The organism is Aquirufa sp. Wall-65K1 (assembly GCF_054558475.1).
The window spans coordinates 25339-51405 of sequence record NZ_JBPXKD010000005.1; the positions used below are offsets into that span (position 1 = coordinate 25339).

Annotated in this window: 18 protein-coding genes; 5 read left to right on the top strand and 13 right to left on the bottom strand. The window is 39.3% G+C overall.

All coding sequences use genetic code 11. The features are described from left to right. Nucleotides 1-396: 396 nt before the first annotated feature. Together ACST15_RS09315 and ACST15_RS09320 are read left to right on the top strand one after the other, a co-directional pair. The gene (locus tag ACST15_RS09315; protein WP_459454496.1) at nt 397-3528 is read left to right on the top strand and encodes a SusC/RagA family TonB-linked outer membrane protein; all 3132 of its coding nucleotides are present in this window, start codon (nt 397-399) and stop codon (nt 3526-3528) included. A gap of 29 nt (nt 3529-3557) precedes the next feature. Then, nucleotides 3558-5120, top strand: coding sequence for a RagB/SusD family nutrient uptake outer membrane protein (locus ACST15_RS09320; protein ID WP_459454384.1), 1563 nt, complete (start codon nt 3558-3560; stop codon nt 5118-5120). Nucleotides 5121-5263: 143 nt separating this feature from the next. On the opposite strand, the gene ACST15_RS09325 is transcribed toward ACST15_RS09320, so the two are convergent. Both ACST15_RS09325 and ACST15_RS09330 read right to left on the bottom strand, forming a co-directional pair. Next, nucleotides 5264-6625 carry a Gfo/Idh/MocA family protein gene (locus ACST15_RS09325; RefSeq protein ID WP_459454385.1) on the bottom strand — a complete coding sequence of 454 codons (1362 nt, stop codon included), beginning with the start codon at nt 6623-6625 and terminating at the stop codon, nt 5264-5266. Between the two features lie 161 nt (nt 6626-6786). Further along, on the bottom strand, nt 6787-8076 hold the full coding sequence (locus tag ACST15_RS09330; RefSeq protein ID WP_459454386.1) for a purple acid phosphatase family protein: 1290 nt from the start codon (nt 8074-8076) through the stop codon (nt 6787-6789). Between the two features lie 162 nt (nt 8077-8238). On the opposite strand from ACST15_RS09330, the gene ACST15_RS09335 reads away from it, so the two are divergent. Further along, entirely contained in the window at nt 8239-9102 is an 864-nt protein-coding gene (locus tag ACST15_RS09335; RefSeq protein WP_459454387.1) for a bile acid:sodium symporter family protein, read from the top strand. Between the two features lie 362 nt (nt 9103-9464). Here the strand turns inward: ACST15_RS09335 and ACST15_RS09340 are convergent, their stop codons facing one another. The 3 genes from ACST15_RS09340 to ACST15_RS09350 are packed head-to-tail and all read right to left on the bottom strand — an operon-like array spanning nt 9465 to nt 12324. Beyond that, a complete protein-coding gene (locus tag ACST15_RS09340) occupies nt 9465-10628 on the bottom strand; it encodes a CPBP family glutamic-type intramembrane protease (protein WP_459454388.1) in 1164 nt (387 codons plus the stop codon). A 1-nt stretch (nt 10629) separates the two neighbouring features. Next, on the bottom strand, nt 10630-11463 hold the full coding sequence (locus ACST15_RS09345; protein WP_459454389.1) for a sugar phosphate isomerase/epimerase family protein: 834 nt from the start codon (nt 11461-11463) through the stop codon (nt 10630-10632). Between the two features lie 30 nt (nt 11464-11493). Then, nucleotides 11494-12324, bottom strand: a complete 831-nt coding sequence (locus ACST15_RS09350; protein ID WP_459454497.1) for a ThuA domain-containing protein — start codon at nt 12322-12324, stop codon at nt 11494-11496. A 176-nt stretch (nt 12325-12500) separates the two neighbouring features. On the opposite strand from ACST15_RS09350, the gene ACST15_RS09355 reads away from it, so the two are divergent. Then, complete coding sequence (locus tag ACST15_RS09355; protein WP_459454390.1) at nt 12501-13538, top strand: sodium:calcium antiporter; 1038 nt, start codon at nt 12501-12503, stop codon at nt 13536-13538. A 34-nt stretch (nt 13539-13572) separates the two neighbouring features. Here ACST15_RS09355 and ACST15_RS09360 read toward each other — a convergent pair whose 3' ends face one another. Genes ACST15_RS09360 through ACST15_RS09380 form a run of 5 tightly spaced genes read right to left on the bottom strand, consistent with a single transcriptional unit; the run spans nt 13573 to nt 19462 of the window. Beyond that, the gene (locus tag ACST15_RS09360) at nt 13573-15525 is read right to left on the bottom strand and encodes a c-type cytochrome (RefSeq protein WP_459454391.1); all 1953 of its coding nucleotides are present in this window, start codon (nt 15523-15525) and stop codon (nt 13573-13575) included. A gap of 18 nt (nt 15526-15543) precedes the next feature. Further along, nucleotides 15544-17367, bottom strand: coding sequence for a family 16 glycoside hydrolase (locus ACST15_RS09365; protein WP_459454392.1), 1824 nt, complete (start codon nt 17365-17367; stop codon nt 15544-15546). Nucleotides 17368-17421: 54 nt separating this feature from the next. Continuing rightward, entirely contained in the window at nt 17422-17748 is a 327-nt protein-coding gene (locus ACST15_RS09370; protein ID WP_459454393.1) for a cupin domain-containing protein, read from the bottom strand. A gap of 17 nt (nt 17749-17765) precedes the next feature. Further along, complete coding sequence (locus ACST15_RS09375; protein ID WP_459454394.1) at nt 17766-18536, bottom strand: sialate O-acetylesterase; 771 nt, start codon at nt 18534-18536, stop codon at nt 17766-17768. Nucleotides 18537-18538: 2 nt separating this feature from the next. Beyond that, nucleotides 18539-19462, bottom strand: coding sequence for a bile acid:sodium symporter family protein (locus ACST15_RS09380; RefSeq protein WP_459454395.1), 924 nt, complete (start codon nt 19460-19462; stop codon nt 18539-18541). Between the two features lie 278 nt (nt 19463-19740). Here ACST15_RS09380 and ACST15_RS09385 point away from each other — a divergent pair, with 278 nt between their 5' ends. Continuing rightward, nucleotides 19741-21345 (top strand): beta-N-acetylhexosaminidase, encoded by a 1605-nt coding sequence (locus tag ACST15_RS09385; protein WP_459454396.1) that lies wholly within the window; start codon nt 19741-19743, stop codon nt 21343-21345. A 100-nt stretch (nt 21346-21445) separates the two neighbouring features. Here the strand turns inward: ACST15_RS09385 and ACST15_RS09390 are convergent, their stop codons facing one another. The 3 genes from ACST15_RS09390 to ACST15_RS09400 all read right to left on the bottom strand — a co-directional run bounded on the left by ACST15_RS09390 (nt 21446) and on the right by ACST15_RS09400 (nt 26061). Further along, nucleotides 21446-24289, bottom strand: coding sequence for a sulfatase-like hydrolase/transferase (locus ACST15_RS09390; protein ID WP_459454397.1), 2844 nt, complete (start codon nt 24287-24289; stop codon nt 21446-21448). Between the two features lie 155 nt (nt 24290-24444). Beyond that, entirely contained in the window at nt 24445-25524 is a 1080-nt protein-coding gene (locus ACST15_RS09395; RefSeq protein ID WP_459454398.1) for a hypothetical protein, read from the bottom strand. Beyond that, nucleotides 25525-26061 (bottom strand): YceI family protein, encoded by a 537-nt coding sequence (locus ACST15_RS09400; protein WP_459454399.1) that lies wholly within the window; start codon nt 26059-26061, stop codon nt 25525-25527. Nucleotides 26062-26067 lie beyond the last annotated feature (6 nt).

A 26067-nucleotide genomic window follows, 5' to 3' on the forward strand; every position in this document is an offset into this window, starting at 1 on the left:
ACTCATTTTTCTTTCAAAATTTGACGATAGGGTATGTATGAATTTTTGATTTTTGACAAGTTTTTTAATAAAATACCAAAAAAATGGAAAATTCTTAAGAGGGGATTTTTTACACCTTACGTATATGCCAAGCCGTTAAATAAATAAAATTCGAAATAGAAGCTCGTTATTGAATTTTACTTGACAGGTAATTTAAATTTTTCATCACAAAATTAACATTCGTTTAATCATTTTTTTTAGGAAAAATTGTATTTGGTTAATAACATTGCAGATTAACTAATCCTAAATAACCAGTAAAATGGTCTAACTATGCAAAAAAAAATACTCATGTCGTATCGACAATTGAGCATGAAAAGCGCTTTGCCCATGTTGGGTATTGCACTGACTTGCTTCAGTATGTTGCCAGCGAAGGCGGCCCTATCAGAGAGGGTAGGAAGGCTAAGCGAAATTAAAAATGTTAAGGTAGCAGATATCACTGTTACGGGTAAAGTGACAGACGAAACTAACTCTGGAATTCCAGGAGTTAACGTAGTTGTCAAAGGAACTACCAAAGGAGTCATGACCGACGCCAGTGGTAATTTTAAGATTGTTGTAAGTGATTCCAGATCGGTGTTGATATTCTCCGCAATTGGATATACCCAACAAGAAATAACTGTTGGAAACCAGTCATCTATTAACGTTAATTTGAAGCCGGATAACAAATATTTGGACGAGATTGTCGTGATTGGATATGGTACTCAGAAAAAATCGGATTTAACGGGTTCTGTAAGTTCTATCAAAACAGATCAATTGATGGAGCGCCCAGCTACTTCCTTAAACCAAGCACTTTCTGGTAGAATGGCGGGTGTTCAAGTTAGTACTAACTCAGGTCGTCCTGGTGGTCGTACCACGGTTCGTGTACGTGGATTTAGTTCCATCAACTCATCCAATAACCCATTGTATGTGGTTGATGGTGTGATGTTGCCACAAGGTAACATGAACCAGTTTACTTCGGCGATTGATTACTTGAATCCAAACGATATCGTTTCCGTGGAGGTATTGAAAGATGCTTCTTCAACAGCGATTTATGGAGCTAGAGGAGCCAATGGGGTAATCTTAGTAACAACTAAAAAAGGTAAATCAGGTGAAGGAAGCGTTACTTATAATGCTGACTTCAGTGTCAATGTAGCAGGTCCTAACAAGCCACAGGTATTGAATGCAAAACAATACATGGCAGTGGAGGATTTAGCGTGGGCAAATATGGCTAAATATGACCCAGCTGGTTGGGCTGCAGGTCGTTGGGCTTATTTAAATCCAAGATTGAGAAGAACAGATCCACGTGTATTTGATGCGAGTGGTAACCCATTATTTGATACAGATTGGTTTGAGGAATCAACTCAAAACAAATTATCTCAAAATCATCAATTAGGATTTAGCGGTGGTAATGACCGTACTCAATATTCCTTTTCATTGGGATATCGTGATGATCAAGGTTTAATAAAAACAACCTATTTGAAGCGTTATTCTGGTCGATTTACCATTGATGATCAAATCAAAAGATGGTTGAAAGTAGGAGGAACCTTGTCATACAATAACCAAACGGAAAACCTATCTGACGTAAATGATGCGGTTTCAAGACAGATTGTGGAAGATTTCCCTTTCCTTCCTGTAAAATATGCGGATGGTACTTATGCTAACAACCGTGATTTCCCTTTTGCGGAAGGAACGATGAGTTCAGTTCACCGTTTAATGGGACGTAAGTATATCTTAAATACGCAAACAACTACAGGAAGTGTTTATTCTAACATTACCTTCATGAAAGGTTTGGAGATGAAAACTATTTTAGGAGCCAACATCATGACTCAAGAAAATAATCAATCTCAAACAAGAACCTTGAATATCGGTGGACAAGGAAATGCTTCAGCTACTAACCAAACAGAAACGTTTTGGTCTTTAGAGAACTATTTGACTTATACCAAAGATTTCAACGAAAATCATTCATTGAACGCTTTATTGGGTCTTTCATGGCAGCAAACAGACTTCTTCAACATTGGAGCAAGTGTGAATGGATTTGCTACGGATTATTTTGGTTTCAATAACTTAGGTGCCGGAGCTGTGAATCCAACAGTAGGATCAGGTGCTTCTAGATTTGCATTTAACTCTTATTTCGGACGTGTTAATTACACATTTAAGAATAAGTATTTAGTAACTGGTACTGCTCGTGCGGATGGTTCGTCTAAATTTGGAGAGAACTACAAATTTGCTATTTTCCCATCAGGAGCATTAGCATGGAGAGTATCTGAGGAAGATTTCTTAAAAGGAAATTCAACCATTTCAAATTTGAAAATCAGAACTAGTTACGGTTTAACAGGTAACTCTGAAATCCCGGCTTACTCATCTCTTTCTTTATTGAGTTCGAACTACTCTGCTGTTTACAATGATGGTCGTGTATCTGGAACAGGTATTTCTAGATTAGCTAACCCAGACTTAAAATGGGAGAAAACGGCACAGACTGACTTCGGTATCGAGTTGGGTTTATGGGGTGGACGAGTTAATATCGAGGCGGACTACTATTACCGTTTGACTACCGACATGTTGTTAGATGCTCCAGTGCCTCAAACATCAGGTTATGCTACTATTCGTAGAAATGTGGGTTCTATGGAGAACCGTGGATTTGAATTCTCGATCAATTCAACAAACATCAAGTCCAAAGATTTCCAGTGGAATACCCAGTTTAATATTTCTTTCAACCGCAACAAAGTGTTAACCTTAGCGACTCCATCTGATATCTTCAACGTGGGTGGACCTAACTTTACTAACCCAACGAACATCATTCGTATTGGTGAGCCAGTAGGTTCTTTCTGGGGTTTAACTCGTTTAGGTATTTGGGGTACAGCAGAAGCTGAAGAAGCTGCTAAATGGACTTCTTATAGAAATGGTTTGAAAATTTTACCTGGTGATATCAAGTACAAGGACTTCAACGGAGACCGTGCTATTACAGATGCTGACCGTTCGATTATTGGAAATGGTAGTCCTGATTTCTGGGGAGCTATTTCAAACTCATTCAAATATAAGAGCTTTGATTTAACCCTTGAGATGCAGTTTAACTATGGAAATGAAGTTATGTTGATGAACCTTCACCCAAGTGAAGACCGTCAAGCATTAGCCAATAGTTACACTTCTGTATTAAATGCTTGGACTCCAACGAACCAAAATACCATGATTGCTGAGATTCGCGATACACGTGCTGGTTACGTGACTAACGTAGATACTTGGTGGATCAAAGATGGTTCATTCTTACGTGGTAGAAACTTAATGCTAGGTTATAACGTACCAAGTAATGTAGCAAGCAAATTGAATTTGAGTCGTTTGAGAGTATATGCAACTGCTCAAAACTTCTTCCTTTTAGTAAAAGATCCGATTGTTGGCGATCCTGAGGTTACTCCTACCAACCAAGGTGGTGGAAACTCAGCATTCTCACAAGGTATGATTTGGCACAACTATCCTAAGCCTACGATTTACATGTTAGGATTACAGGTAGCATTTTAATGAAGGAAAATTTAAAAATGAAACGTATTATGAAATTCAAAATAAATTCCAAAATAAAGAAGGTAGCCCTAGGTGGGGTGCTTTTATTGGGGCAGTTTGGTTGTTCAGATTTCTTGGTGGAAAAAGCACCATCCAATCTAACACCAGATGCTTTTTATCAAATTCCTGATCATGCTGAAGCTGCCTTAGCTTCTGTGTATGCCGATACTCGATTCATGGGTGGTGGTGCAGGTATATTTTCATCTAACTGGCAGTTATTAGAAGCTTTGACAGGTACTTCTACTACGGAGACAGCTCAAAACTCTGACTTAAATAACTTGTACGGATTGGTTCATGACCCTAACACGATTCACGTAGTGAACTACTGGAATGGTTTATACAAGGTGATTGCTCAAGCAAACCAAGTTTTAGAGAAAGTGCCACCGATCACTCCGATGGATGAAAACCAAAAGAAGAAAATCTTAGGTGAAGCACGTTTTTTAAGATCTTGGGCCTATTTCCAAGCGGTGAGATTATGGGGAGATATTCCTTTAATCACCAAACCACAAACGGCTGGTTCAGAAGATTTCTTACCTTCAAGAGCTTCCACAGAAAGCGTATATAAGTTGATCGTAGATGACTTATTAGAAGCAGAGAAATCTGGTTTGCCTTGGATGGATGTCAGTGGAAGAGTATGTATGGCTGCGGTTAAAGCCCAGTTAGGAAAAGTGTACTTAACTATGGCTGGTTTTCCATTGAACAAAGGAGCGGCTTATTACAAATTGTCTGCTGATAAGTCTTTGGAGGTAATCACTTATGCCAACGCAAATCCATCAGTAATCAATTTGTTCCCAACCTACAAGGATGTTCACACCGAAGGTTTGAAAAACAGAGTAGAGCATTTATTCATGATTCAATGCAATACCTTAGTTGCAGGTAATTTCATGGGTAATTTCTTCCCTAACTTTAAGCCAGTAACCTTTGCTGGCCCTGGAGGAACGGGTAGTTCAGTTCCTACCATTGCTTTTTATAACTCATATGAAAAAGGAGATTTAAGAGCTAAGAATCAAGATGGTTATTTCTACACCAGCTATTTCACCAATGGTAATGGTGCACCATTTGAATTAGGAGCTCCTTATGTTTTCAAACATTTTAATCAGAAAGCGAATGGTTCTGCTGGTGTAGCAGGTACTCGTTTAGATAACCTAAATGTTCCTCAAATTCGTTACGCAGAAGTTTTATTGAATTATGCAGAGGCGCAAAATGAAGTTGGTGGTCCAACTCAAGCTGCTTATGACGCATTCAAGAGAATCCGTGATCGTGCGACTTTAGAAACTCCTGGTTTAGGAAGTTATACTACCGCTAGTTTTAGAGAAGCTGTATGGATTGAGCGTTGGCATGAATTATGTTATGAGCAAATTACTTGGTTTGACATGGTTCGTTTACGTAAAGTATACAATGAGAAAACAAATAAATTTGACAATTTTGTTGGTCATATTAACTTGAGCTCAAACCAACCTTTACAAGAAAAACACTTATTGCTTCCTTTAGGAAAGCAAGAAATGTTGAATAACCCGAATTTGAAACCTCAAAACCCGGGCTATCCACAATAGTTAATTTAGATTTGAGTCATTAAAAAGAGGGCAACATTGCCCTCTTTTTTTTATTTAATGGGATGTATAGCCTGTATTCATAGAATAAAAAAAGCGCAATACCGGGTGGCATTACGCTTTTAATTTGAACTGTTTACTCAGTTTTACCAGCCTTTTCTGTACTTTCTTTGAATGTATTTGTTGGCCTCTGGGTAATTAGGAAATTTCATTTTTTTGGCGTCCCAAACCAATAATTGATCAGGTACACGGATAGCTACAGTTCCTAATAAAACGGCTTCTGTCATAGGGCCAGATTGAGCAAAATGAGATTCTGTTTTTTCTCCTCCTAGACAAGCATCTACAAAATGATGGTAATGGTTTCTATCTGGTTTGATGGGTGGGGTATAGGATTTGAATTTTGCTTCTGGTAACAATACCGGCATTTTTTGATGCGGAATTAATAAAGCCCCTTCCGTTCCTATAATCATAGCCGATTCAGCTGGATAATCAGTCTCTGAAAATAATGCTCTAATTTCCTTTGGAGGATAAAATTCACCATCAAACCATTCTACGGTTAATGTATCTGATTCTGTTTTCTCATTTCCAGGAAACGTCCAAGTGATGTGATTTCCCTGTGGCCACGTATCTGCTCTTCTTGCAGGTGATTCCTGCCAAGATTTTTGTACTTCAGCCACCACAGAAATAGGATTTTTCATCCCTAAACCTTTCCAAACAGCATCAAAAATGTGACAACCAATATCTCCCGACCAGCCAGTACCAAAGTCTTGCCAGGTTCTCCAAATCGCTTGGTGGTAGATGTTTGGCACGTAAGGACGCATCGGTGCTGTGCCTATCCACTTATCCCAATGCAAGTGGCTTGGTGGGTTTTCAATTCCTTCAGTTGGGCGTGGACCTACATGCCGGTATTTGGCCACCGCTCCTGGTCTATTGGAGCATAAATAAGCATGCTTTACTTTACCAATAATTCCTGATTTTAAAATTTCCACTCCTGTACGATCTCCAGAGGTGGATGCCACCTGGGTACCCAATTGTGTCACTACACCTGCTTTTGTGGCTTCTAATGTTAATATTCTAACTTCAGCTACATCATGACACATAGGTTTTTGGCAATAAACATGCTTGCGTCTACGAATGGCTTCAATCGCAATAACAAAATGGTTATGGTCGGGAACAGAGACATTGACCGAATCTATTTTGTCACTTTCTTGTTTGAACATTTCACGCCAATCTGTATACGTACGTGCATTGGGTAATAAATCGGCCGCCTTTTTTAAATTTCGTTCATCCACATCACATATCGCTACAATATCGACATTGCCATGTTTTTTAAAATTTTGGAGATCGCCCCAACCCATTCCACCAACTCCAATACAAGCATGCTGCAAACGACCGCTAGCAGAAGCGGCTCTTAGGGGCTGTCCTAATAAAACAGGAGCGGCCATAGCGGCCGTGGCGGCCTTTAGAAGAAAGCGTCTTCTAGAATCTAATTGATTTTTGTTTTTCATTCGTTTAGAGATTTTAATTCCTTTCTTAAGAAATTTTCATATCTCTAATAATAGAAAAAAAAGAGGAATAATTTATACTTTTCTGTGAGTATTTCTGGTGTTTTTATTAAACGGGGATAAATTGGCAAGGAGGTAATCCTTTAATTTATCCCCGTTTCACATTATTTTTTTGTAATGGAAAATTGATCATGAATTTCCCCATCTGCACCCAACCAAACAGCCTCTAATTTGGTCTTCGTGATATCTAAAATCATCGAGCCACCTATCTTATTGTTGGAGTAAATGGCCGATTTTAAAGGATAACCATCTCTTTGACCGCCTAACTGTCCGCCGGAGCCATTCACGATGTATATAACGCCTTGGCCTTCTTTACCTACCACATACTGGTTAGGAGCTATGGTTTTTTCCACAATATGCTTGGCGGGGTCAAAAGTAGCATTGATGCCATAATGTCCTCGCATAGGATAAGTACGTTCATAGACATGGCTGTGTCCTGCCATCACGATATCCACCTTGTATTTTTCAAATAGAGGGTTTACATGTTCTCTCATTTTCACCATGTCTTTTTCTGTATCTGAATCATGGGAACCTTTAGAATAGGGTGGTTTATGGAAGTAGACAATAGTCCAAGGTAATTTATTCGCTGCCAAATCCTTTTCCAGCCACTCAAATTGAGCACCTTTTCCATCCATGACCTGTAAACCAGATGGCTCCATTAATTCAGAATCAATAGACACCAAATGCACTTGTCCATAATTGACCGAATAGTAGGACTCATTTCCGGATGGGACTCCTCCCAATTCACCCTGTACGGGCATATTGAATATCTTGAAATATGGCGGCTCTGAAGGATCATGCTTTCCCGCATAATCATGATTACCCGGTGCTGGATATAAATTTAAATTTTGAAAAAAGTCCTCTTGATAAATAGGAAATACTTTCTTTTGGTATTCTTCATCCAATCCTTTGCTATAGGCATTATCTCCCAACCAAATCCAAGCCTCAGGACGGTGGTTTTTGGTATAATTGATTACCGCATTTTTTACTTCCAATTGGTTTTTTGAACCAGAACCAAAATCACCCAGAGCCCAAATTCTTACCGCTTGGGTAGAACCTAATTTTGGAGCAGTCAGGATAAACCTTTTAGCTGATCCTGGTTCCATGTTTTTAGAATCTCCAATGGTATAATAGTATTTTTTATTGGGCTTCAAGCCTTTAATGATGACTTCATGGTCCACTACGGCTTGCTTATCGGCCACCACTTTATTCAGTTCTTGAGGGTTCTCGCCATAGATGACCTTACTGTCTGTGGCTTGCTCTGTTCTCCATCGGATTATACCTTGATTAGGGCTAATACTTTGAAGGTAGGGGCCTCGGACAATTTGTGCGGAGGCGGAACAAAAAATTAAGGAAAAAAGCAGAGGCAATAAATAAAAAACTTGTTTTTTCATGTTATGTAATAGGTTTTTGTATACACAATATTACCGATTTATATCCAAGTGAGATGATGTCAAGGTTAAATTTTGCTTAATCTTGAGATGCTATAAGCTAAGTCATATTAATTCAATGCAAAAATTTATTATATTAGTTCAATATTCTAAACCTATAAAGCCATGCAAGCCAATTTTTTATCCACAGTTCTTCTTCCTCTCGCCCTTGCCATCATTATGATGGGATTAGGACTTTCCTTACAAATAGAGGATTTTAAACGAGTAGTTACTTTCCCTAAAGCAGTTGTGCTTGGTTTGTTCTGTCAAATGATTTTACTTCCTATAATCTGTTATTTTATTGCCTTGGGCTTTGGGCTTTCACCCGAACTGGCGGTGGGATTAATGTTATTGTCGGCCTCTCCGGGTGGACCAACAGCTAATTTATATTCGCATATTTCTAAGGGTGATGTTGCGTTGAATGTGACCTTGACAGCCCTAAATAGTTTAATTTCAGTATTTTCCATCACCCTTATAGTGAATTTTGCCATGAAGCAATTCATGAAGTCGGATCAATATGTGCCACTCCAATTTTCCAAGGTGATGGAAGTGGTCATGATCGTACTTTTACCCGTTTCTATTGGCATGCTTGTTCGATCCAAGTTTTCCAAAGTAGCCGCAGCGCTCGATAAGCCTGTTAAAATAGCTTCAGCTATCTTTTTAATCTTGGTTATAGTATTGACCATTCTAAAGGAAAAAAGCCACATCATGGATGATTTTAAAGCGGTGGGTTTTGCTACCTTGACCTTAAATATAGCTAGCATGGCCATTGGTTATTATGTGCCTTTGTTTTTTCAGTTAGGTAAAAAACAAGCCATTGCTATTGGAATGGAAATTGGGATTCATAATGGCACATTAGCCATTTTCATAGCCCTGACCGTGATAGGAAATAGTACCATGAGTATCCCGCCGGTGATTTACAGTCTTTTGATGTTTTTTACCGCGGCAATATTTGGATATCTGGTCAATATTGGCAGAAAAGAAGCGTAATTTTCCTTGATTTTGCTAGAATAGTTTACTTTTTGGAAAGTATAATTAACTTCTTCAGTTGATTTATGCTCTTATTTTGTATCGTGTTTCACCGAACTATTCGATATGAAATTTATTTCTGCTCAAAAATCGAAAATTTCGCTAGAGATTACATAAAGTTCTTGTGTTCAACATGTGCATGTGTCTTATTGTAGGTTTTTGATTCTTCCTACTTGGGTTCAGCACAGCTTATTTATGGATTGTCTTCCTATTAAATTGGAGGAATAAAATGATAACCACCTTTACGATTTTATAATAAACCTCTAACCTATGAAAACTAGTCAGGGCGGATGTCGAAAGATGTTCGCCCTGATTTTTTTGGCTTATTTGATACTATGCAAAGAAAATAAGAACTCAGAACAATTGACTAGGCAATGTACTAATGCGGCATAAAAAACATTCTTGGTTTTGATGTAGGTATAGCCATAGGCCCAACCTGCCACGCTTGCTAAGCCTACAAAAATGACGGATCCAGCATGGAAGTGTACTAAACCAAAAAACATACTTGTAATGGCTAAGGAAGTGTATGTCCCTGTTTTGGCCACCTGATTTTTTTCTAAGAAATAAGCTCCAGCAAAAAGCGCAATACTGATTAGTCCAGGAAACCAGAACAAATCTTTGTACATGGCAAATCCTGTGATGCAACTTAATATGGCAAAAAGTATAGCAGACCAAGTCCAATAAGCCTTCCAATTGGATTTTAGGCCAATTTTCTTAGCCAAAATATTTTGAATTAAGCCTCTAAAAAATAATTCCTCAAAAAGGGCTGTTCCAATATAAACTCGAATGAGTTCACGAATGGCTGCCGGAATCAATATCCAAGCAAAATTTTCAAAAGGTTGAGAGATATTGAAGTTCCATATTATTCCCATGATGTACACAAATCCAAGGAATGATAACCAAGAACCTAAGGCCACGCTTAGATTGGCCCAATTCCAACTTGGATAGAAGCCTACATCGGGCAATTTTCTTATCGCAGTAAATGAATAGGCAGCTCCTAAAATCAAGGTGATTTTTTGAACGGAACTAAAACCGTCAGTATCCCAGGGTATATCGCTATTGCCTGGAAAGTGAATGATGGTAGAAGGTATTAATACCAATAAAAGAATAATTAAATCGGACCATGAGGCTTCTACTCGAGGAAAAGCTAGAAAAGCCAGGGTAGGGAAAAGGCATAAAAAGAAGTACAGGCCTGAGCTTCCAATAAATGGATTAATGCCATGAAATAGGTAATGGCTGATAAGTACAAAAAATAAAAAGAGAGGAACTAACAGCGCCCTCTCTTTTTTATCCTGAATGATATCTTGTAGTTTATCAATGACTGCCGGCCTACCTATAGTAAACAATAGGGCGTACAAAATAAAGAAATAGCCACTAGAAATCAGTAATTCTTGGCCGGGGACATCTTGGTTTAAATATAAAAAAATGGCAAAGACAATCGCTGTCATGATGCCCCCTTGTTGCACTGATTTTGCGTAGCTATTCATATTAGCCAATGAATTTTTGAATATGTTGATAGCTTTTCAGTATCAACTCTTCTTCGGTGCTATAATTTTTACGCCAGATGCAGGCAGCTGGAAGTAGCGGTGTAAAGGCTTCCACTACCAACCAACCTTTGTAGTTCATTTTATCCAAACTCTCAAATACATTGGCCCAATGTACTTGTCCTTCACCTAAGGTAGCACGGGTATTTTCTGATAATTGGAAATGGCCTATCTCATCAGCAATCCGAATCATCGCTTCTCCCGTATTGAACTCCTCAATATGCGCATGAAAAGTGTCAAACATGATTTTGACATTCGGGTGATTGATAGCCTTGACCAAACTGTATAATTGATCTGCCGAGCTCACGACATAGTTTTCAAATCGGTTTAGGTATTCTAAACCTAGGATGACCTTCATTTTTTGAGCATGCTCCGCTACATCCAACATACTTTCCTTGGACCAATCTAATTCCTGTTGGGTAGGAGCAGCTCCTGAAAATACACCAAGCGCTGAATGATATGGACCTGATAACCAGGTTGCGCCTAAATAAGCGGTAACATCAACTGCTTTTTTAAGGAAGTCAATACCATTTTTTCGAACAGCAGGGTCAGATGAAATAGTATTACGATCAGCCCCTAAAAAGGTAACAGTAAATACTTCCAATCCTAGTCGGTCTATTTCTTCCTTCCAAGGTTTCCAATAGGCTAAATCCGTCTCAAATATGGGGATTTCAACGCCTGTATAACCCACTTCTTTGATGTATGATAAATGAGGTATTAGTGATTCATTCATGTCTGGTCCATAAACCAACATGTTCATCGCAACGGGATATTTCATAAATAATGAGTGATTTTATGCGTTAAATTATTATTTCATTCCTCGGTATGGAACGTTAATGTCAAGTTTACCTGCCCAATTTTTCGGTACTTTTTTGCCTAATTCCCAATGGATTGCATTGACAATTAATCGTTGAAAAGGCTCTACGGAAAAGTCTTCTGGGTGCCCCATGGTGGTAAAGAATACGCGGCCCTTATATGGGTTTACCCATGTCCAAGCGATAGGTTGGTCTTCAGCTGCTTTATCTGGGTTAACGGCCTTACCCATAACTAACCATTCGCTTCCTTTGACAGGATAATCAGGTAGAACACGGTATAACCAAGAGCGGACATGGAAGCTAGGCGCTACACCCGTTAAAATGGGATGTTTACTGGCCGAAGGAATTACGGTAGCATCTGTACTAGCATTGTGTCCGTAGTGCGTATGCTTGGATTTTCCTCCCCATCCTGGAGGCGCTCCAAAGGTAGATTCAGCCCATGCATTGTAGGATTCTAGAGGATCTCCTTTGGGATAATTGAAGGAGTGCGTTGTGGTTCTAAAGCCCATCACGGGTTTTCCAGATTTCACATAGGCATCAATCATCGCTATTTGATCTGCTGGTAATAATCTCCAACGAAGAAAAAATACAGCTAAGTCAGCTTCAGCCAGAGCTTCTAGTCCCGGAATATTTTTCTCTGCATTTTGATCTGGATATGATTTTAGAACTTTCGTGCGAAATCCATAATTTTTTTCTAAAATATCGGCCAACAAAGGCAAAGTGCTTTCTCCGCTATATTCATGGTCTCCTGCCACAAATACAATCAGCGGTTTTTTAGCTTTTGATTTTTCTTTTAGGTTAGGGGCGATTCCCCAGCTATACATAGAAAAAAGGCCTATTTGTAGCAATACAAGTAGCCCGAGGCGAAGGTTGAATTTCATAGTAACAATTTAATAGGTGATTCTTTGAACAATCACCTGTATAGGTTTGTGTATTATTCAAAACTAAATGTTTTTTAACAAAACAATGAATACTTTAGCTAAAATTTATCTAGGATTTCATGGACTTTAGTATATTTTCCTCCATAACATTGGTCGTAATTTTTTTAGCCTGTACCCTAATTATTTGGGTGGCAGGCGTCAAAATTACCCGGGCTGTGGATGCCATAACTACCTATTTTAATTTGGGAGAAGCGTTTGGAGGTATGGTATTTTTGGCCATCGTTACCAATTTGCCAGAAATCGCGATAACCTCGGTCGCAGCGTATCATAAGGACTATGATATCGCCATCAGTAATTTATTGGGTGGGGTAGCTATTCAAACAGTAGTTTTGGTTTTGATAGATGTTTTTGGGGTAGGAAGATCAGCCCCCTTGACATTAAAAGGTCATTCCCGGGTGTTAATTTTAGAAGGTGTAGCATTGATCATGATTTTGACATTGGTCATGATGGCCAAGCAATTTCCTTCTCAAATGGTATTTTTTAGATCTACTCCTTTGGAATGGCTCATTTTGTTAATTTGGTTAGGCTCCGTTTTTTCCATTTCTAGGTTGGCCAAAATGGAAGGACGCCCCGTGGATGATGGAACTAAATTGTCTACTTTGAGGCATCCTAAATCTCCTTTTCGTGGGGGCATTCAATCAGCCATTTGGGTGCTGGCTATTGGGGCTATATTAACCTTATTAGCAGGTTGGGCATTGGAATATTCAGGAGAAATATTGTCTAAACGTTGGAACATAAGCGGTGTACTTTTTGGAGGTACCATATTGGCCCTTGCCACGGCTTTACCTGAAATTTCAACGGGCATTGCCTCGGCCAAACTACGGGATTACAATATGGCAGTAAGTGATATTTTTGGGGGAAATGCGTTTTTGCCTGTTTTATTTTTGATAGCTTCCTTGATCAGTGGTGAAGCGGTCATCACTACCTTGAGTCAGTCTGATATGTATTTAACAGGTTTAGGGATTCTTTTGACTTGTATTTATATGGTGGGAATGGTATTGCACTCGAGGCGACAAGTCTTCCAAATGGGCATAGATTCACTATGTGTACTCCTTACTTATTTATTGGGATTATTGGGTCTTTGGGCAATGGCATAAAAAAAGAGGTGCTCGAGCACCTCTTTTTTATAAACTATTTATTTCCCAAAGCCTGTATCCAAGTGGCTATTTTTTCCAAATCTTTCTGAGGGACATGACTCATGGGTGCCATGGGTGTGGCAAAGTCTGGCCAATTCTGCGGTTTTGGTTCCTTGATCAAAGCGATTATTTGAGCTACACTGTATTTTCTTTTAGCAATTTCCGTGTAGGCTGGTCCAACGGCCCTTTCATTGACCTTATGACAAGCCAAGCAAGTATTTTTAGTTAATAGGGCCATTGCTTCTTTATCCGTAACGATTTGTTTAGCTGCGCTTTTCTTAGGTCCTGCTTCTTTTGTTTGGTTATCAGGAGTATTGGCTTTATCTCCCGCATCAATTACATCTTTAGAAGGCTTACGCTTTGGTGTTACCAATGGAATTTGCGCCTTTTCCCCAGCTGGAATTTGGTTCAACGTATAATATCCGCTTACATGCAATAAGGGAATATTTTCTTGAGCAGACAATACTCCATCAGGCTTAATGGCATGTACATATCCTTCCCGCATTCCATCTACCACAAGTCTAACACGTAATCCATCTTCGCTTAATTTGGCACCTCTCACGGCATTGTCCTTGCGGTTTACCATGGGGCTACCATAAACAGGATGATATTTATAGGTATAATTAAAGACTTCATAATTGTTTACATCTTCTGCCAATTTTTTATTGGCTGCTTGTGTAAATTCAATTTCAAAACCATCAACCATCGCACGAATGGCTTTCATCTCAAAAGGTATTTTACCTGTATATACCAAACGTTCTAAACCAAAGTCTTCTGAGCCAACAGAACCCCAACCCCGGTTAGTTCCACCGACTAACAGTTGATTGTCCTTTCCCCAAGCCATACGTAATACACCTGAACGGAAACCTGAGCGGAATTCAAAACTTGCACCTTGGTATTTCCCATTGATCTTTTCTAAAAACACACGCGCGATTTTGGACATACCTTGATCACCTACAAAAACTTGACCAGCAAATGGTCCAAATTCACCTTTGGTATCATCAGTGATGATTTCGGAGGTTGAAACACCCATGATTCCATGCGGTAACCATACTGCAGGAGACTTGATACCCATATTAGGATATGTCTTTTTCCCCAATTCATAAATGGTGGTCATGGCCTCATCCTTGACATATTCAGGTTTTACAAATGGATTATCTTTGGGGTCTACCTGTGCAAAGACTAATTCCTTTCTCATTTTGACAGGAGATTCCGGACGGTCAGCCCATTTTAGCGAGGCTGGATGACCTAAGAAATCGCCTTTCTCTACATGTGAAATAAAGCCTGAGCCTTGCCAATCTCCTTGGTTATCCCCATAAAAAAATTCACCATCTACCATACCAATACCACATGGGGAACGCATTCCAGCCGCAAAAGGCTCCATTTTACCATCTGGCGAAATTTTCATCGTCCATCCTCTCCAAGGCACCAATGATTTTCCTGCCCACCAGTCGCTATTTCCGAAGCCTACGTTTCCCGTAACATAGAATGATCCATCTGGTCCAATTTTAGGTCCAAAGGAATATTCATGGTAATGTCCAGAGATAGGCCAAGAGTAAACGGTTTGATATTTATCTGCTTTCCCATCTCCATTTTTATCTATCAATTTGGTCAGTTCTCCCCGTTGAGCACAATATAAATAGCCATCCTTGTAGGCAAGACCTAGAATTTCATGCAATCCGCTCGCAAATTTCCGATAAGTGGGTCTAGGAGATAAATAATTTTCAATGATGTAGACATCTCCGCGGCGCGTTGAAACGGCTACGTCTCCATTAGGAAGGCTAACTAATCCGCCAACTTCCAAGGTAATTCCTTCAGGAATTGCCATTCGAACTATTTTATAATAATCATTTTCGGTAGGAGCTTTCTGGGCCAGTACCGTTTGACAACAAAGTCCTAATAGGACAATGCTGGCTTTAATGTTTAAGGTGATGTTATGTATATTCATGACGTATATTCAGAATGATTACCAAAGAATGGAATAAGTGATTTTTTCAGCAGTAGGAATTATTAAAACTTGTCCATCTGCCATGTTCTTAATGCTTGCCTGTGGCGCTTGGATATAATAGCTTTGTCCATTAATGCCATATAAATCATTTCCTAATGATTGGATTGATTTAGCTGAAACCAGTTTTAAAGAAGCATCAGAGCTTGGGTTTTTAATTTTTATTACTCGTTGAAGGTATTTATTATCCATAACCCTGATTTCATCCTGAACTTGCGAACCGAAAATTTCATATTGGAACGTTGGTAATTCCTGCTCATCTATTTCGTAACCAAGTATTTTAAATCCTGCTGTTTCAGGCATACTATCATTCCCTTTTTCTAGATCGACATTCTTAACCAATAGCGGGCTGCTACCTAAATTCAAAACCGGACCTCTTGGTCTAGATGACCCATCTCCACGATTGTCCCACATGGGTGTCGTGTCTAAAAAGTCTCCTTTCCAAATTTGGGCGATGGCTCCGTTATCCAAATCATAGGTATAATGCAAATGAGCTGGATTGCCTACATTCACCGAATGCACTAGTCGTTTACGAGTTCCATTTTGTTGGATATCCACAAAGGAACGTAACATGGTAGGCTTAGGGGCATCCAATAAGATGATATCCGAAGGACCATTACCTAGGAGTAGGGTTGAGGAAGGATGCTGAAAATTGACCATTCGAAAATTAGGTCCTTCTATGCCAAAACCTAACATCGGACTCATATCTGCATCGTTTTTATAGTAAGTGATTTTGACGGCAGAATTTCCAGCAGGTAAATCCACTTCTACATTTTTCTTTCTTCTATTGGAATTGACGGTGTCCGATGCGACCATTTGACCGTTCACATGGAGGGTGTAATTTCCTGCATACGTTAATTCTAACTGGTGCTTACCTGCTTTAGGGACGTTCAAATTGGCCGTAAAAATGCCCGCAAATTCATCGTTGATTTTGCTGGCATTCCAAGCTAATAAAGCCTGACTACCGCTGGCAATGGGTTTTTTAGAAATAAAGTCCTTGGGCGACTTGAATTTGCCATAATACACTTGGTAATTAACAGGACTTAGACTAGCTGCTTGGCCATCAAAATCCTTAATCTTTAAGTTTTTGAATGCCACGGCACCATGATCTCCTTGAATCATGATGGGGCCACGGGCTACTTCTTTTTCAGAAATAGGTCCACCGGTTGGGCCTCCCAGCTCTACATTTTCATGTAAAGTATATCCATTTAACTTGATAAATAAGACTTTGGCAGGACTGATCTTGTTACCCTGAGCATCAAATCTTGGAGCTTGGAAAGATATTTCCATGTGTTGCCATAAGCCAGGAGCTAAGCAAGCATTGACGCGGGGTGCATGGCCTTCGTACAGGTATTCTTGAGGAATGAATTTTCTTCTTTTGTAAATTCCTCCGCAATCGCCCGTACTTGGGTTTTGTACGCCCCAGCTATCCATTAATTGGACTTCATATCGACCTTGTAAATAGAATCCTGAGTTCGAGTGAGTAGCCATCATGAAGTCAAACTCCACATCCATGTCTCCATATTCTTTGACTGAAATTAAATTGGCTCGGTTTTGAGGTTCGGGTAAATTAACTAAAATCCCCTGACCAGGCTGGGTACTCATGAATTCTTTCTTGGTCAAATCGGCAGCTACTTGACCTGCAATTTGCCAATTGGCTTTTCCATTGGCTTTCCAAAAACTTAAATCTTGAAAAGAAATGGGTTCTTTTTGAGCAAGCATTCCAAAGTGGATGAATATGCTGCCTATTCCCAAGAGCCTTGAGAAAAAAGTGTTTTGTTTCATAGTAAAATGTTGGCTTAAAAATAGAATGATAAAGGTAGTTATAAATGAATTATTTTAAAGGAAATCCTCTCTAGCTGGATTGAAAACATCGATAAGTTCTCCATCTTCTAAGCAGATTACTCCATGAACTTCATGACTTGGTACAAAATATACATCACCTGCTTGAAGAATTTTTTTTGAATCAGATATACTGACTTCAAATTTACCTTTAGATACGTAAGATGCTTGTGTATGGGGATGATGGTGTAAGGTGCCAACAGCCCCTTGAGAAAATTGTACCTTGACCAGCATCATGTGTTCATTATGAGCCATGACTTTTCGTTGTATTCCAGGCTCAATGTTTACCCATGGAATGTCCTGATCTTCAATAAGTGAGGGCATATGTGTTTTTGTGTAGTTTATTTTTTAGGGCTCATTTGTTGTAAAACCTGTGCATACCGTTTACCTAATTCGGTAGCGGATTTACTATCAAAATGTATATTATCGCTTTTGGGCGTTAATCCCTCAGCAGAAACACAGGTAGTCCCTTCATTTGGGGCATGTAAGGAACGTAAAATCTGGTTGAACTCCTGGTAATTTTGATTGAAATAGCCTAATTCCCCTACTACAAAAGGCAAATGAGCCTGTTGGCTAATCGCCCGTACCTCTGCAATAAGTCCTTGTAGTTTTTCCATATAAACTACCCGTTTGCTTGGCTCGGAATCACTTTCACCTTGATGCCAAAGAACGCCTTTGATCACACCTTTTTGTTGTGCTGCCAAAATTCTTTTTTTTGCATCATCCCAAGGGTGGGTTTTGGTAGCTTCATCTAAAGCGTTTGTTTGCCAGGCAAGGATAGAAGAGCCTCCCACAGCACATGGGACTAAGCCAATTTTTATGTTGGGGGAATTTTTTGCCATTTCGATGCCAAAGCTTAAACCTGGACCTACACCCACGATACTGGGTTTATCGAAATGCATGGGATGTTTCGCCGGAACAAATTCATTTTGAGCATTCAACATAAATACCCTTTCGTGTTGTTGGGACAGATAGGGTTCAAGCATTTCTCCACGTCCGGCCATATTGGATTGCCCCATAAGGATATAAATATGGAAATTGGGATCAGTAGATGATTGACTCCAAGATGGAAAATTTAGAAGAGCAAATAGTAAAGTGAAAAGGTATTTCATGCCTATTTATTTTTCCAATAATTGGCTAAAGTGGACCCATTGATATTCATTAAAGGCCCGAATATTGCGGCGGGTAATCCTACGGTAGCCACTTTTCCCATGGCCATAGCTAAACCTGAGGCCAAACCTGCATTTTGTAAACCTACTTCGATGGCGATGGTACGGCAATCTTTTTCCGGTAAACCTGTTGCTCGACCACCCCAATACCCTAAAATAAAACCAAGGATGTTATGGAGGAAGCAAGCCAGTACCAACAAGGGGCCTACAGAAATTAAAGAATTCCTTCCGTTTGCTGTGATGATGATAATGATAAAGGCAATGCTAAGCATGGAAATAAGCGGTAATTGCTTTTGAAACCAAGGCCACCTTTGTCCTATGATTTTATTGTAAATAACCCCCAATAGGATGGGAATTAAAATGAGTTTAGAAATTTCCCACACCATATCCCAAAAATCTATTTCGATTAATTGACCCGCTAGGGTTTTCATGAGAAGCGGTGTAAGAATGGGAGCTAGAAAGGTAGCAATGGATGTTAAGGTTAAAGATAAAGCAACGTTGGCTTTAGCCAAATATGACATGACATTGGAGGCCAGTCCGCAGGGCATACAACCCACTAAAATGATTCCTGCAGCAATTTCTGATGGGAAATCAAAAGCTTTAGTCAGTCCCCAGCCGACCAAAGGCATAATGCTAAATTGAAAAAATATACCAAGAAATACAGCTTTTGGCGACTTCAATATTTCTTGAAAATCGTGAATTCCCATGGTAGAACCCATACCAAACATGATCAGCTGGAGTAAGGGAATAATGAATATTTTGAATTGAATTCCACCCGCACCTAGGAATGGAGTGGGATAAATTAAGGTGATGATGACAGCTATGATTATCCAAAAAGAAAAGGATATGCCACTGATAAATTTTTTCATAGTAGGTTAATTACCTAGGCAAATATACGATTTCCTCGAATGAATAAAAGTGGCATTTTTTTCAACGCTGTCAAGGTTCCAAACCTTGCCAGCGTTAGAACGAATGAGATTTATTTATTATTTTAACTACCAGTTACATAATCAAGTACTTGATTTTTATTCGGAGAAAAATTAATTCCAAAATATTCACCCAGGCTGTGAAAATCTAAAATATAGTCAAACACTTTTCATTTTAAAATGAAAAGTTATCTTTGCTTCCTTCCAAACAACCTATCTATATGAAAAGATTTTTTTGGGGCCTTTGCGCCTTTTTACTTTGTTTCCAACTAACCGCACAGGAAACATACAATTTGATTCCCAAACCGGCTAAATTAACTGCTATACCGGGGAAATTTATTTTTCAAAAAAATACACCAATAACCTTGAGTACTCAGGATGAAAGTTTTAATGCGGTGGCAAGCATGCTGAAAGACCAAATCTACTTGTCCACCGGATTGAATCTTACTATTAAATCAGGCGCTTCTAGTACCAAGGGCATTGTTTTTGTTCAAAATTCAACCTTGGGAGACGAAGCTTATCGATTAAACGTTTCAACCAAAAAGATTGAGATTCAAGCGAAATCAGGCAGAGGAGCGTTTTATGCTTTGCAAACACTTTTCCAATTAATGCCTGCTCAAATTTATTCCAATATCACTTCTAATCAGGAAATGACAGCTTTGGCTTGCCAGATTGAAGACGCGCCCAGATTTGCCTATCGGGGTATGATGCTAGACGTGGGTCGCTATTATTTTCCAGTCAGTTTTATCAAGCGTTTTTTGGATTTGATGGCTGTTTATAAATTGAACACTTTTCATTGGCATTTAACAGAAGACCAAGGTTGGAGAATTGAAATTAAACAATATCCTAAGTTGACCAGTGTTAGCTCCATCCGCAAGGAGACCATGGTTGGGCATTACCGTGATCAAAAATATGATAATAAACCCTACGGAGGATTTTACACGCAGGAAGAAATTAAGGAGGTGATTGCCTATGCATCTAAGAAGTTCATCAACATCATACCTGAGATAGAAATGCCTGGGCACTCTCAAGCTGTTTTGGCAGCATATCCTGAATTGGGTTGTAATCCAGATAAAATTTATCAAGTAGCAACTAAATGGGGCATTTCTGAAGATGTTTTATGCCCGAGGGAGGAGACTTTTACTTTTATGGAGAACGTCTTGACGGAGGTAATGGCATTATTTCCAGGCCAATATATCCACATCGGTGGAGATGAATGTCCTAAAAAACAGTGGAAGGAAAGCCGTTTTTGTCAAGATTTAATTAAAAAATTAGGCTTGAAAGATGAGCATGAGTTACAAAGTTATTTTATTCGACGGATAGATAAATTTGTTACTTCCAAAGGGAAGAAATTATTGGGTTGGGATGAGATTTTAGAGGGAGGTTTATCTCCCAATGCCATGGTGATGTCATGGAGAGGTACAAAAGGTGGAATAGAAGCTGCCAAACAAAACCATGATGTGGTGATGTCTCCTAATAATTATTTCTATTTGGATTATTACCAAGCTGATCCTAAAACTCAGCCTTTAGCCATTGGCGGAAATTTACCTTTGTCAAAATGCTATTCATTTGAACCAGATCTTCCTGAATTGAGTGCAGAAGAAGCTAAACATATTGTAGGTATTCAGGCAAATGTTTGGACTGAATACATCAGCACACCAGCTTATGCAGAATACATGACCTTTCCGCGTGCATTGGCCTTATCAGAAATCTCTTGGTCACCCAAGCAAGCAAAAGATTATGATGATTTCCTACGCAGGGTTAAAGGGATTTTGCCGGGCATGGATGCTTTAAAAATCAATTATTGTCCAGTTGGGTTGAAATAATGTCCCAACTAAAGCTTGGTTTTTTGCTTAACGCTGTCAAGGTTCCAAACCTTGCCAGCGTTGCAAAACCAACGAATGAAATGTGACATTTATTTCTCAACTAATTGATAATTTCCCAAGAAGGTATTTTGGCTGCGTTGTGTTCTCGTTTAAGGATCGCATCCAATTGTGGAATTAATTCAGGATGTTGGTCGGCCACATTTTTCGCTTCAAATGGGTCCTTTTCTAAATCATATATTTCCCATGGGGCCTGTCTGTTTTTCTTCAGATTGGACTTAACTCCCTTCCATTGTTGAATTCTAATGGCTACTTGTCCTGTTTTTTCTGGGAACTCAAAATAAATAAATGGGCGCTGTTTTTGTTCGCCTTTTTTTAGAATGGTTGGCAAAAAGGAGACCCCATCTGTATCGGCCACTTTTTGACCGGTTAATTCGGCTAAGGTGGCCATCATGTCATATTGGACAGAAGGTAAATGGCTTACTTGTCCTCCTGGAATTACCCCTGGCCAAGAAACAATGAGTGGCTCTCGAATTCCTCCTTCATATACATCTTGCTTTCTGCCTCTCAAACCTGCCGTGCTGTTGAAAAATTCAGTATCCACTCCGCCTACATCAAAGGTGGCTCCATTGTCAGAAGAAAAGAAGATAATCGTTTGAGTATCAATTTTATGGTTTTTCAATGATGCTACTAAGCGTCCTACTTGCTTATCTAAATAACTGATCATCCCAGCATAGGTCGCTCGAGGATGTGCATTAGGGGTATATCCCTTTTTTCCCAGGTAAGCACTATCTGGAAATGCCCCTAAATAGGGCTTGACGGCTTCTTCAGGTGCTTGCAATGATAAATGGGGTAGGGGTAAAGGCAGGTATAAGAAAAATGGATTGCTTTTATTTTTCTCAACAAAGTTTAATGCTTTATCCATCATTTTGTCTACCACGTACTCTTTGCCCTGAAATTGTTGAAAATCAACGTCTGCAGCTGCTCCCTTACCTTGGAATTCATGCACATTTAGGTATTTATTCTTTAATGTGTCCCATTTTCCATTTTCCCATAAATGAGTTGGATAGTAATTATGAGCTTGTTTTTGATCTAATAATCCATAAAAATAGTCGAAGCCATGGGCATTGGGATTCCCTGTTCCATTAGCCATACCTAAACCCCATTTACCGATTGCTGCCGTTTTATATCCGGCATTTTTCATCAAATTTCCCAAGGTAAAAGTCTGGGCCTCCAGCGGCATTTGACCCCTTTCTGTTTCATCTGTAAATCCACCCAACTCATGGTTCCCTCGGATTTGGGCATGGCCAGCATGTTTCCCGGTTAATAGCATACAGCGTGCTGGAGCGCAGACTGGAGCCGAAGTGTAATGTTGGGTAAACTTAATTCCTTGTTTGGCTAGCGCATCCAAATAAGGTGTTTTGATGATTTTTTGTCCATAGGCACCCAGTTCGCCATATCCTAAATCATCGGCATAAATGTACACTACATTCGGTTTTTTAATATGTCCAATTTCTCGGTTCTCTTTTCCTTTTATTTGTTTTATATCATCTCCCAATTCCGATCTAGCTTCATCGGCAAGTAACAAGAGTTCTTTAACTTTTTCGGGATATTGCGCTTGAACATCATAGCGTTCTCCTGGATCTCTTCTTAAGTCAAACAATCCTTGCTGGATGGGAGCATTTTCATTGACTTGTCCCGCTAAGCCATTATTTCCAGGTAAAAACCCTTCATAGGTTCTGCCTGGGTGAGGCAAAACTAATTTCCAATCCCCTTTTCTAACAGCTTCTAAATTATTTTTGCGGTAATAATACAGGAAATTTTTCCTAGGCTCAGCTTGCTTAATGCCTTGTAAAATGGGCCAAAGACTCACCCCATCTATTTTCTTTTTGGGTAATTTGGATTGAGTTACTTGAGCTATAGTAGGAAGTACATCCATGGCCGCAGCCAATTGATTGGATATTTGTCCCGCTTGAATTTTCCCCTTCCAATAGGCAATAAAGGGAACACGTTGGCCTCCTTCATAGGTTGTCCCTTTTCCTTCTCTTAAGCCTTGGGTAGAACCTGCATGATTTCCATAATTTAACCAAGGGCCATTATCACTTGTAAAGATGACCAAGGTATTTTCTTCCAAGTGATTTTTCTTCAAGGTCTTGATGATTTCCCCAATTGACCAATCTATTTCCAACATCATGTCTCCATAAAGCCCTTGTTTACTTTTTCCCTGAAATTCTGGAGAAGCAGCAATGGGCACATGGGGCATTGAATGCGGTAAGTAGACAAAAAAGGGTTTGTTTTTGTTCTTTTCAATGAATTGTATGGAACGCTGGGTTAAGACCCGCGTAATTTGTTCTTGATCTTTGAGATTTCTCAAATAGATACTTGGTTCATTGCCATCAAAAATGGAAAGAATAGGTAAATCTTGTTTGTAGGCACCTAGCTTAGTGATGGGTTTACCCTCCAAATCAACCGGCCACATGTCATTGGAATAAGGAATCCCCACGTACTCATCAAAACCATGCTGTAAGGGTAAAAATTCTTTCTTATCACCTAGATGCCATTTGCCAAATATCCCAGTGGCATAACCTTGGTCCTTCAATAACTCCGCAATCGTTTCTTCCTCAGGATTCAGGCCTACCGGGGCATTAGGAAACAAAGCTCCTGAAATTCCTAGGCGATTAGGGTAACAACCGGTTAGAATTCCTGCCCGTGAAGCACTGCATACCGCTTGGGCTGATAAGTAATTGGTGAACCGTATTCCTTGATGTGCCAATCGGTCGATGTTGGGCGTCTCATATTGTAAGGCGCCATAACAACTTAAATCACCATAGCCTAAATCATCCATTAAAATTAGAATGACATTAGGTCTTTGGGATTTAAGTGGCTTGGAAATACCCCATAGGGTAGAGGATAACGTAAGGAAAGCTAAAATCAAATATTTTTTCATAAACCAGGTTTAGTGCCCGAATTTACTCAATCTATTTGATAAAGTAAGAAGTTCGAAATGCTTGTTTATCTGTTATGGTTTTTGAGTTTATAAAAGATAAATAATTGATAGTAAAATAGTTATCATTCAGCAATAACGATTTTATCATCAATCATTTAGTTGTTTAATGCACCCGCATCGATCCAAGACTTGATTTGACTGATTTCACAACTTGAGATTTTTGTATTAGCATTTGGCATAGCTTTAAATCCAGCGGAATGGTTGATGGATCCGTATAGTTTACCGTTGCTTACTACTTTCAGAACATTCGCATGGGTGCTTAAATCAATGCCACCTGATGGAGCAGTTCCGCTGTGACAACCGATGCAATTGGTTTTCAAGATGGATGTAACCGTGATGGAGAAACTAACATTGTTGGTGATGCAGGCACTTCCACTTGGTTCACAAGAATTATTGAGAGCACCTTGTTTAATCCAATTGAAAATGGATGTTTTAACATCAGTACTTAGGGGTGCCATCGGGGGCACTGGCATACGTTCATTGTCTGTTCGAATGATGCTTTTATACAATTTACTGTTGGTTGGATCGCCTGCCCGTACCACTTTCATGATGTTGGTATAATCTGTTAATTGTACGCCATCCTTTTTACTGATGGCATCATGACAACCGCTCATGGCACAATTGGATATGATGACCGGTAAAATCTTTTGCTGAAAATACACTAAACTTGGGTCGCAGGTAACAGCAGGAGGATTGACGGGTTGGCTTGGATTTACTGCAATAATCGGATTTACAGGGTTGACAGGATTTAAATCCACTAATAAATTTCCAGACGGATAGGAGCCAACAATCCATTTTTTGACGGTAGTGATGTCACATTTAGACAAGGTTGTAGTGGCATTGGGCATGGGAGAATAGCCACTAGCATGGGTTAGGGAACCATACAGTTTGCCATTTTTAATGTAGGGTACAATTTTGTCATAACTACCTAGGTCCACTCCACCCGAAAGGGTGGCACCACTATGGCAGGAGGTGCAATTGTATTGAAGTATAGTCCAAACGGATTTGTCAAATGTGATGCTTGTTGTATCACAGGAAGCATTGGAATTGGGCAATTGCACCCCCGTATTAGTACCTGTGTTAGTTTCAGTTACAGGTAATGGACTATTTTTATCACTTAGGCAAGCTACCATAAATAAGGCAGCTAGGGTAATTAAGAAGATTTTACTATTCATTTATTTTTTTTGGCTAAACAGAATTTTACTTTTCACTTCAATTACTTCAGCAATTTTTGCGAATACTATCTTGGGAATCTTTATTTGGTAATCTTGTAATTGAACATCAAATTGACTCGTTAATTGCAATTGATTTCCATCAGAAATAATGGTTCCTTTAATCTCAATGGCTTTCGTTACCCCATGAATGGTTGCCGTTCCAGAGGCTGTCACCGGGTAGGTGCCAGCTTTTTTAAGATCTACCGCTTCTTTGATTTTTCCTTTAAAGCTAGCCATTGGGTATTTCTCACTTTCCAAATAATTCTCATTAAAGTGTTCTTGCATGAGCTTATTAGGAAAGACAAAGGAGCTAATGCGCATTTGAACAGCAATTTCATTCGTGGCAGAATTGATGATGCTGTTGACATTTTTAGACACGGCGTCGATATTTTCCAAAGGTGTTTTAGAAAAGAAGGAAACCTCTCCGTTTTGAGCTTGGTACAATTGAGCCTGAGCACTAAAGGATAAAGCCACGATGCAACCGATCAAAGTTGCCATAATTAG

Excerpts from the sequence above, each read along its gene's own strand:
- ACST15_RS09350 (WP_459454497.1), bottom strand. The coding sequence starts at position 12,324 with ATGTATAGCTGGGGAATCGCCCCTAACCTAAAAGAAAAATCAAAAGCT.
- ACST15_RS09395 (WP_459454398.1), bottom strand. The coding sequence starts at position 25,524 with ATGAATAGTAAAATCTTCTTAATTACCCTAGCTGCCTTATTTATGGTA.
- ACST15_RS09400 (WP_459454399.1), bottom strand. The coding sequence starts at position 26,061 with ATGGCAACTTTGATCGGTTGCATCGTGGCTTTATCCTTTAGTGCTCAG.
- ACST15_RS09355 (WP_459454390.1), top strand. The coding sequence starts at position 12,501 with ATGGACTTTAGTATATTTTCCTCCATAACATTGGTCGTAATTTTTTTA.
- ACST15_RS09325 (WP_459454385.1), bottom strand. The coding sequence starts at position 6,625 with ATGAAAAACAAAAATCAATTAGATTCTAGAAGACGCTTTCTTCTAAAG.
- ACST15_RS09315 (WP_459454496.1), top strand. The coding sequence starts at position 397 with ATGTTGCCAGCGAAGGCGGCCCTATCAGAGAGGGTAGGAAGGCTAAGC.
- ACST15_RS09330 (WP_459454386.1), bottom strand. The coding sequence starts at position 8,076 with ATGAAAAAACAAGTTTTTTATTTATTGCCTCTGCTTTTTTCCTTAATT.
- ACST15_RS09365 (WP_459454392.1), bottom strand. The coding sequence starts at position 17,367 with ATGAAACAAAACACTTTTTTCTCAAGGCTCTTGGGAATAGGCAGCATA.
- ACST15_RS09370 (WP_459454393.1), bottom strand. The coding sequence starts at position 17,748 with ATGCCCTCACTTATTGAAGATCAGGACATTCCATGGGTAAACATTGAG.
- ACST15_RS09390 (WP_459454397.1), bottom strand. The coding sequence starts at position 24,289 with ATGAAAAAATATTTGATTTTAGCTTTCCTTACGTTATCCTCTACCCTA.
- ACST15_RS09320 (WP_459454384.1), top strand. The coding sequence starts at position 3,558 with ATGAAATTCAAAATAAATTCCAAAATAAAGAAGGTAGCCCTAGGTGGG.
- ACST15_RS09375 (WP_459454394.1), bottom strand. The coding sequence starts at position 18,536 with ATGAAATACCTTTTCACTTTACTATTTGCTCTTCTAAATTTTCCATCT.
- ACST15_RS09345 (WP_459454389.1), bottom strand. The coding sequence starts at position 11,463 with ATGAAATATCCCGTTGCGATGAACATGTTGGTTTATGGACCAGACATG.
- ACST15_RS09360 (WP_459454391.1), bottom strand. The coding sequence starts at position 15,525 with ATGAATATACATAACATCACCTTAAACATTAAAGCCAGCATTGTCCTA.
- ACST15_RS09385 (WP_459454396.1), top strand. The coding sequence starts at position 19,741 with ATGAAAAGATTTTTTTGGGGCCTTTGCGCCTTTTTACTTTGTTTCCAA.
- ACST15_RS09340 (WP_459454388.1), bottom strand. The coding sequence starts at position 10,628 with ATGAATAGCTACGCAAAATCAGTGCAACAAGGGGGCATCATGACAGCG.
- ACST15_RS09335 (WP_459454387.1), top strand. The coding sequence starts at position 8,239 with ATGCAAGCCAATTTTTTATCCACAGTTCTTCTTCCTCTCGCCCTTGCC.
- ACST15_RS09380 (WP_459454395.1), bottom strand. The coding sequence starts at position 19,462 with ATGAAAAAATTTATCAGTGGCATATCCTTTTCTTTTTGGATAATCATA.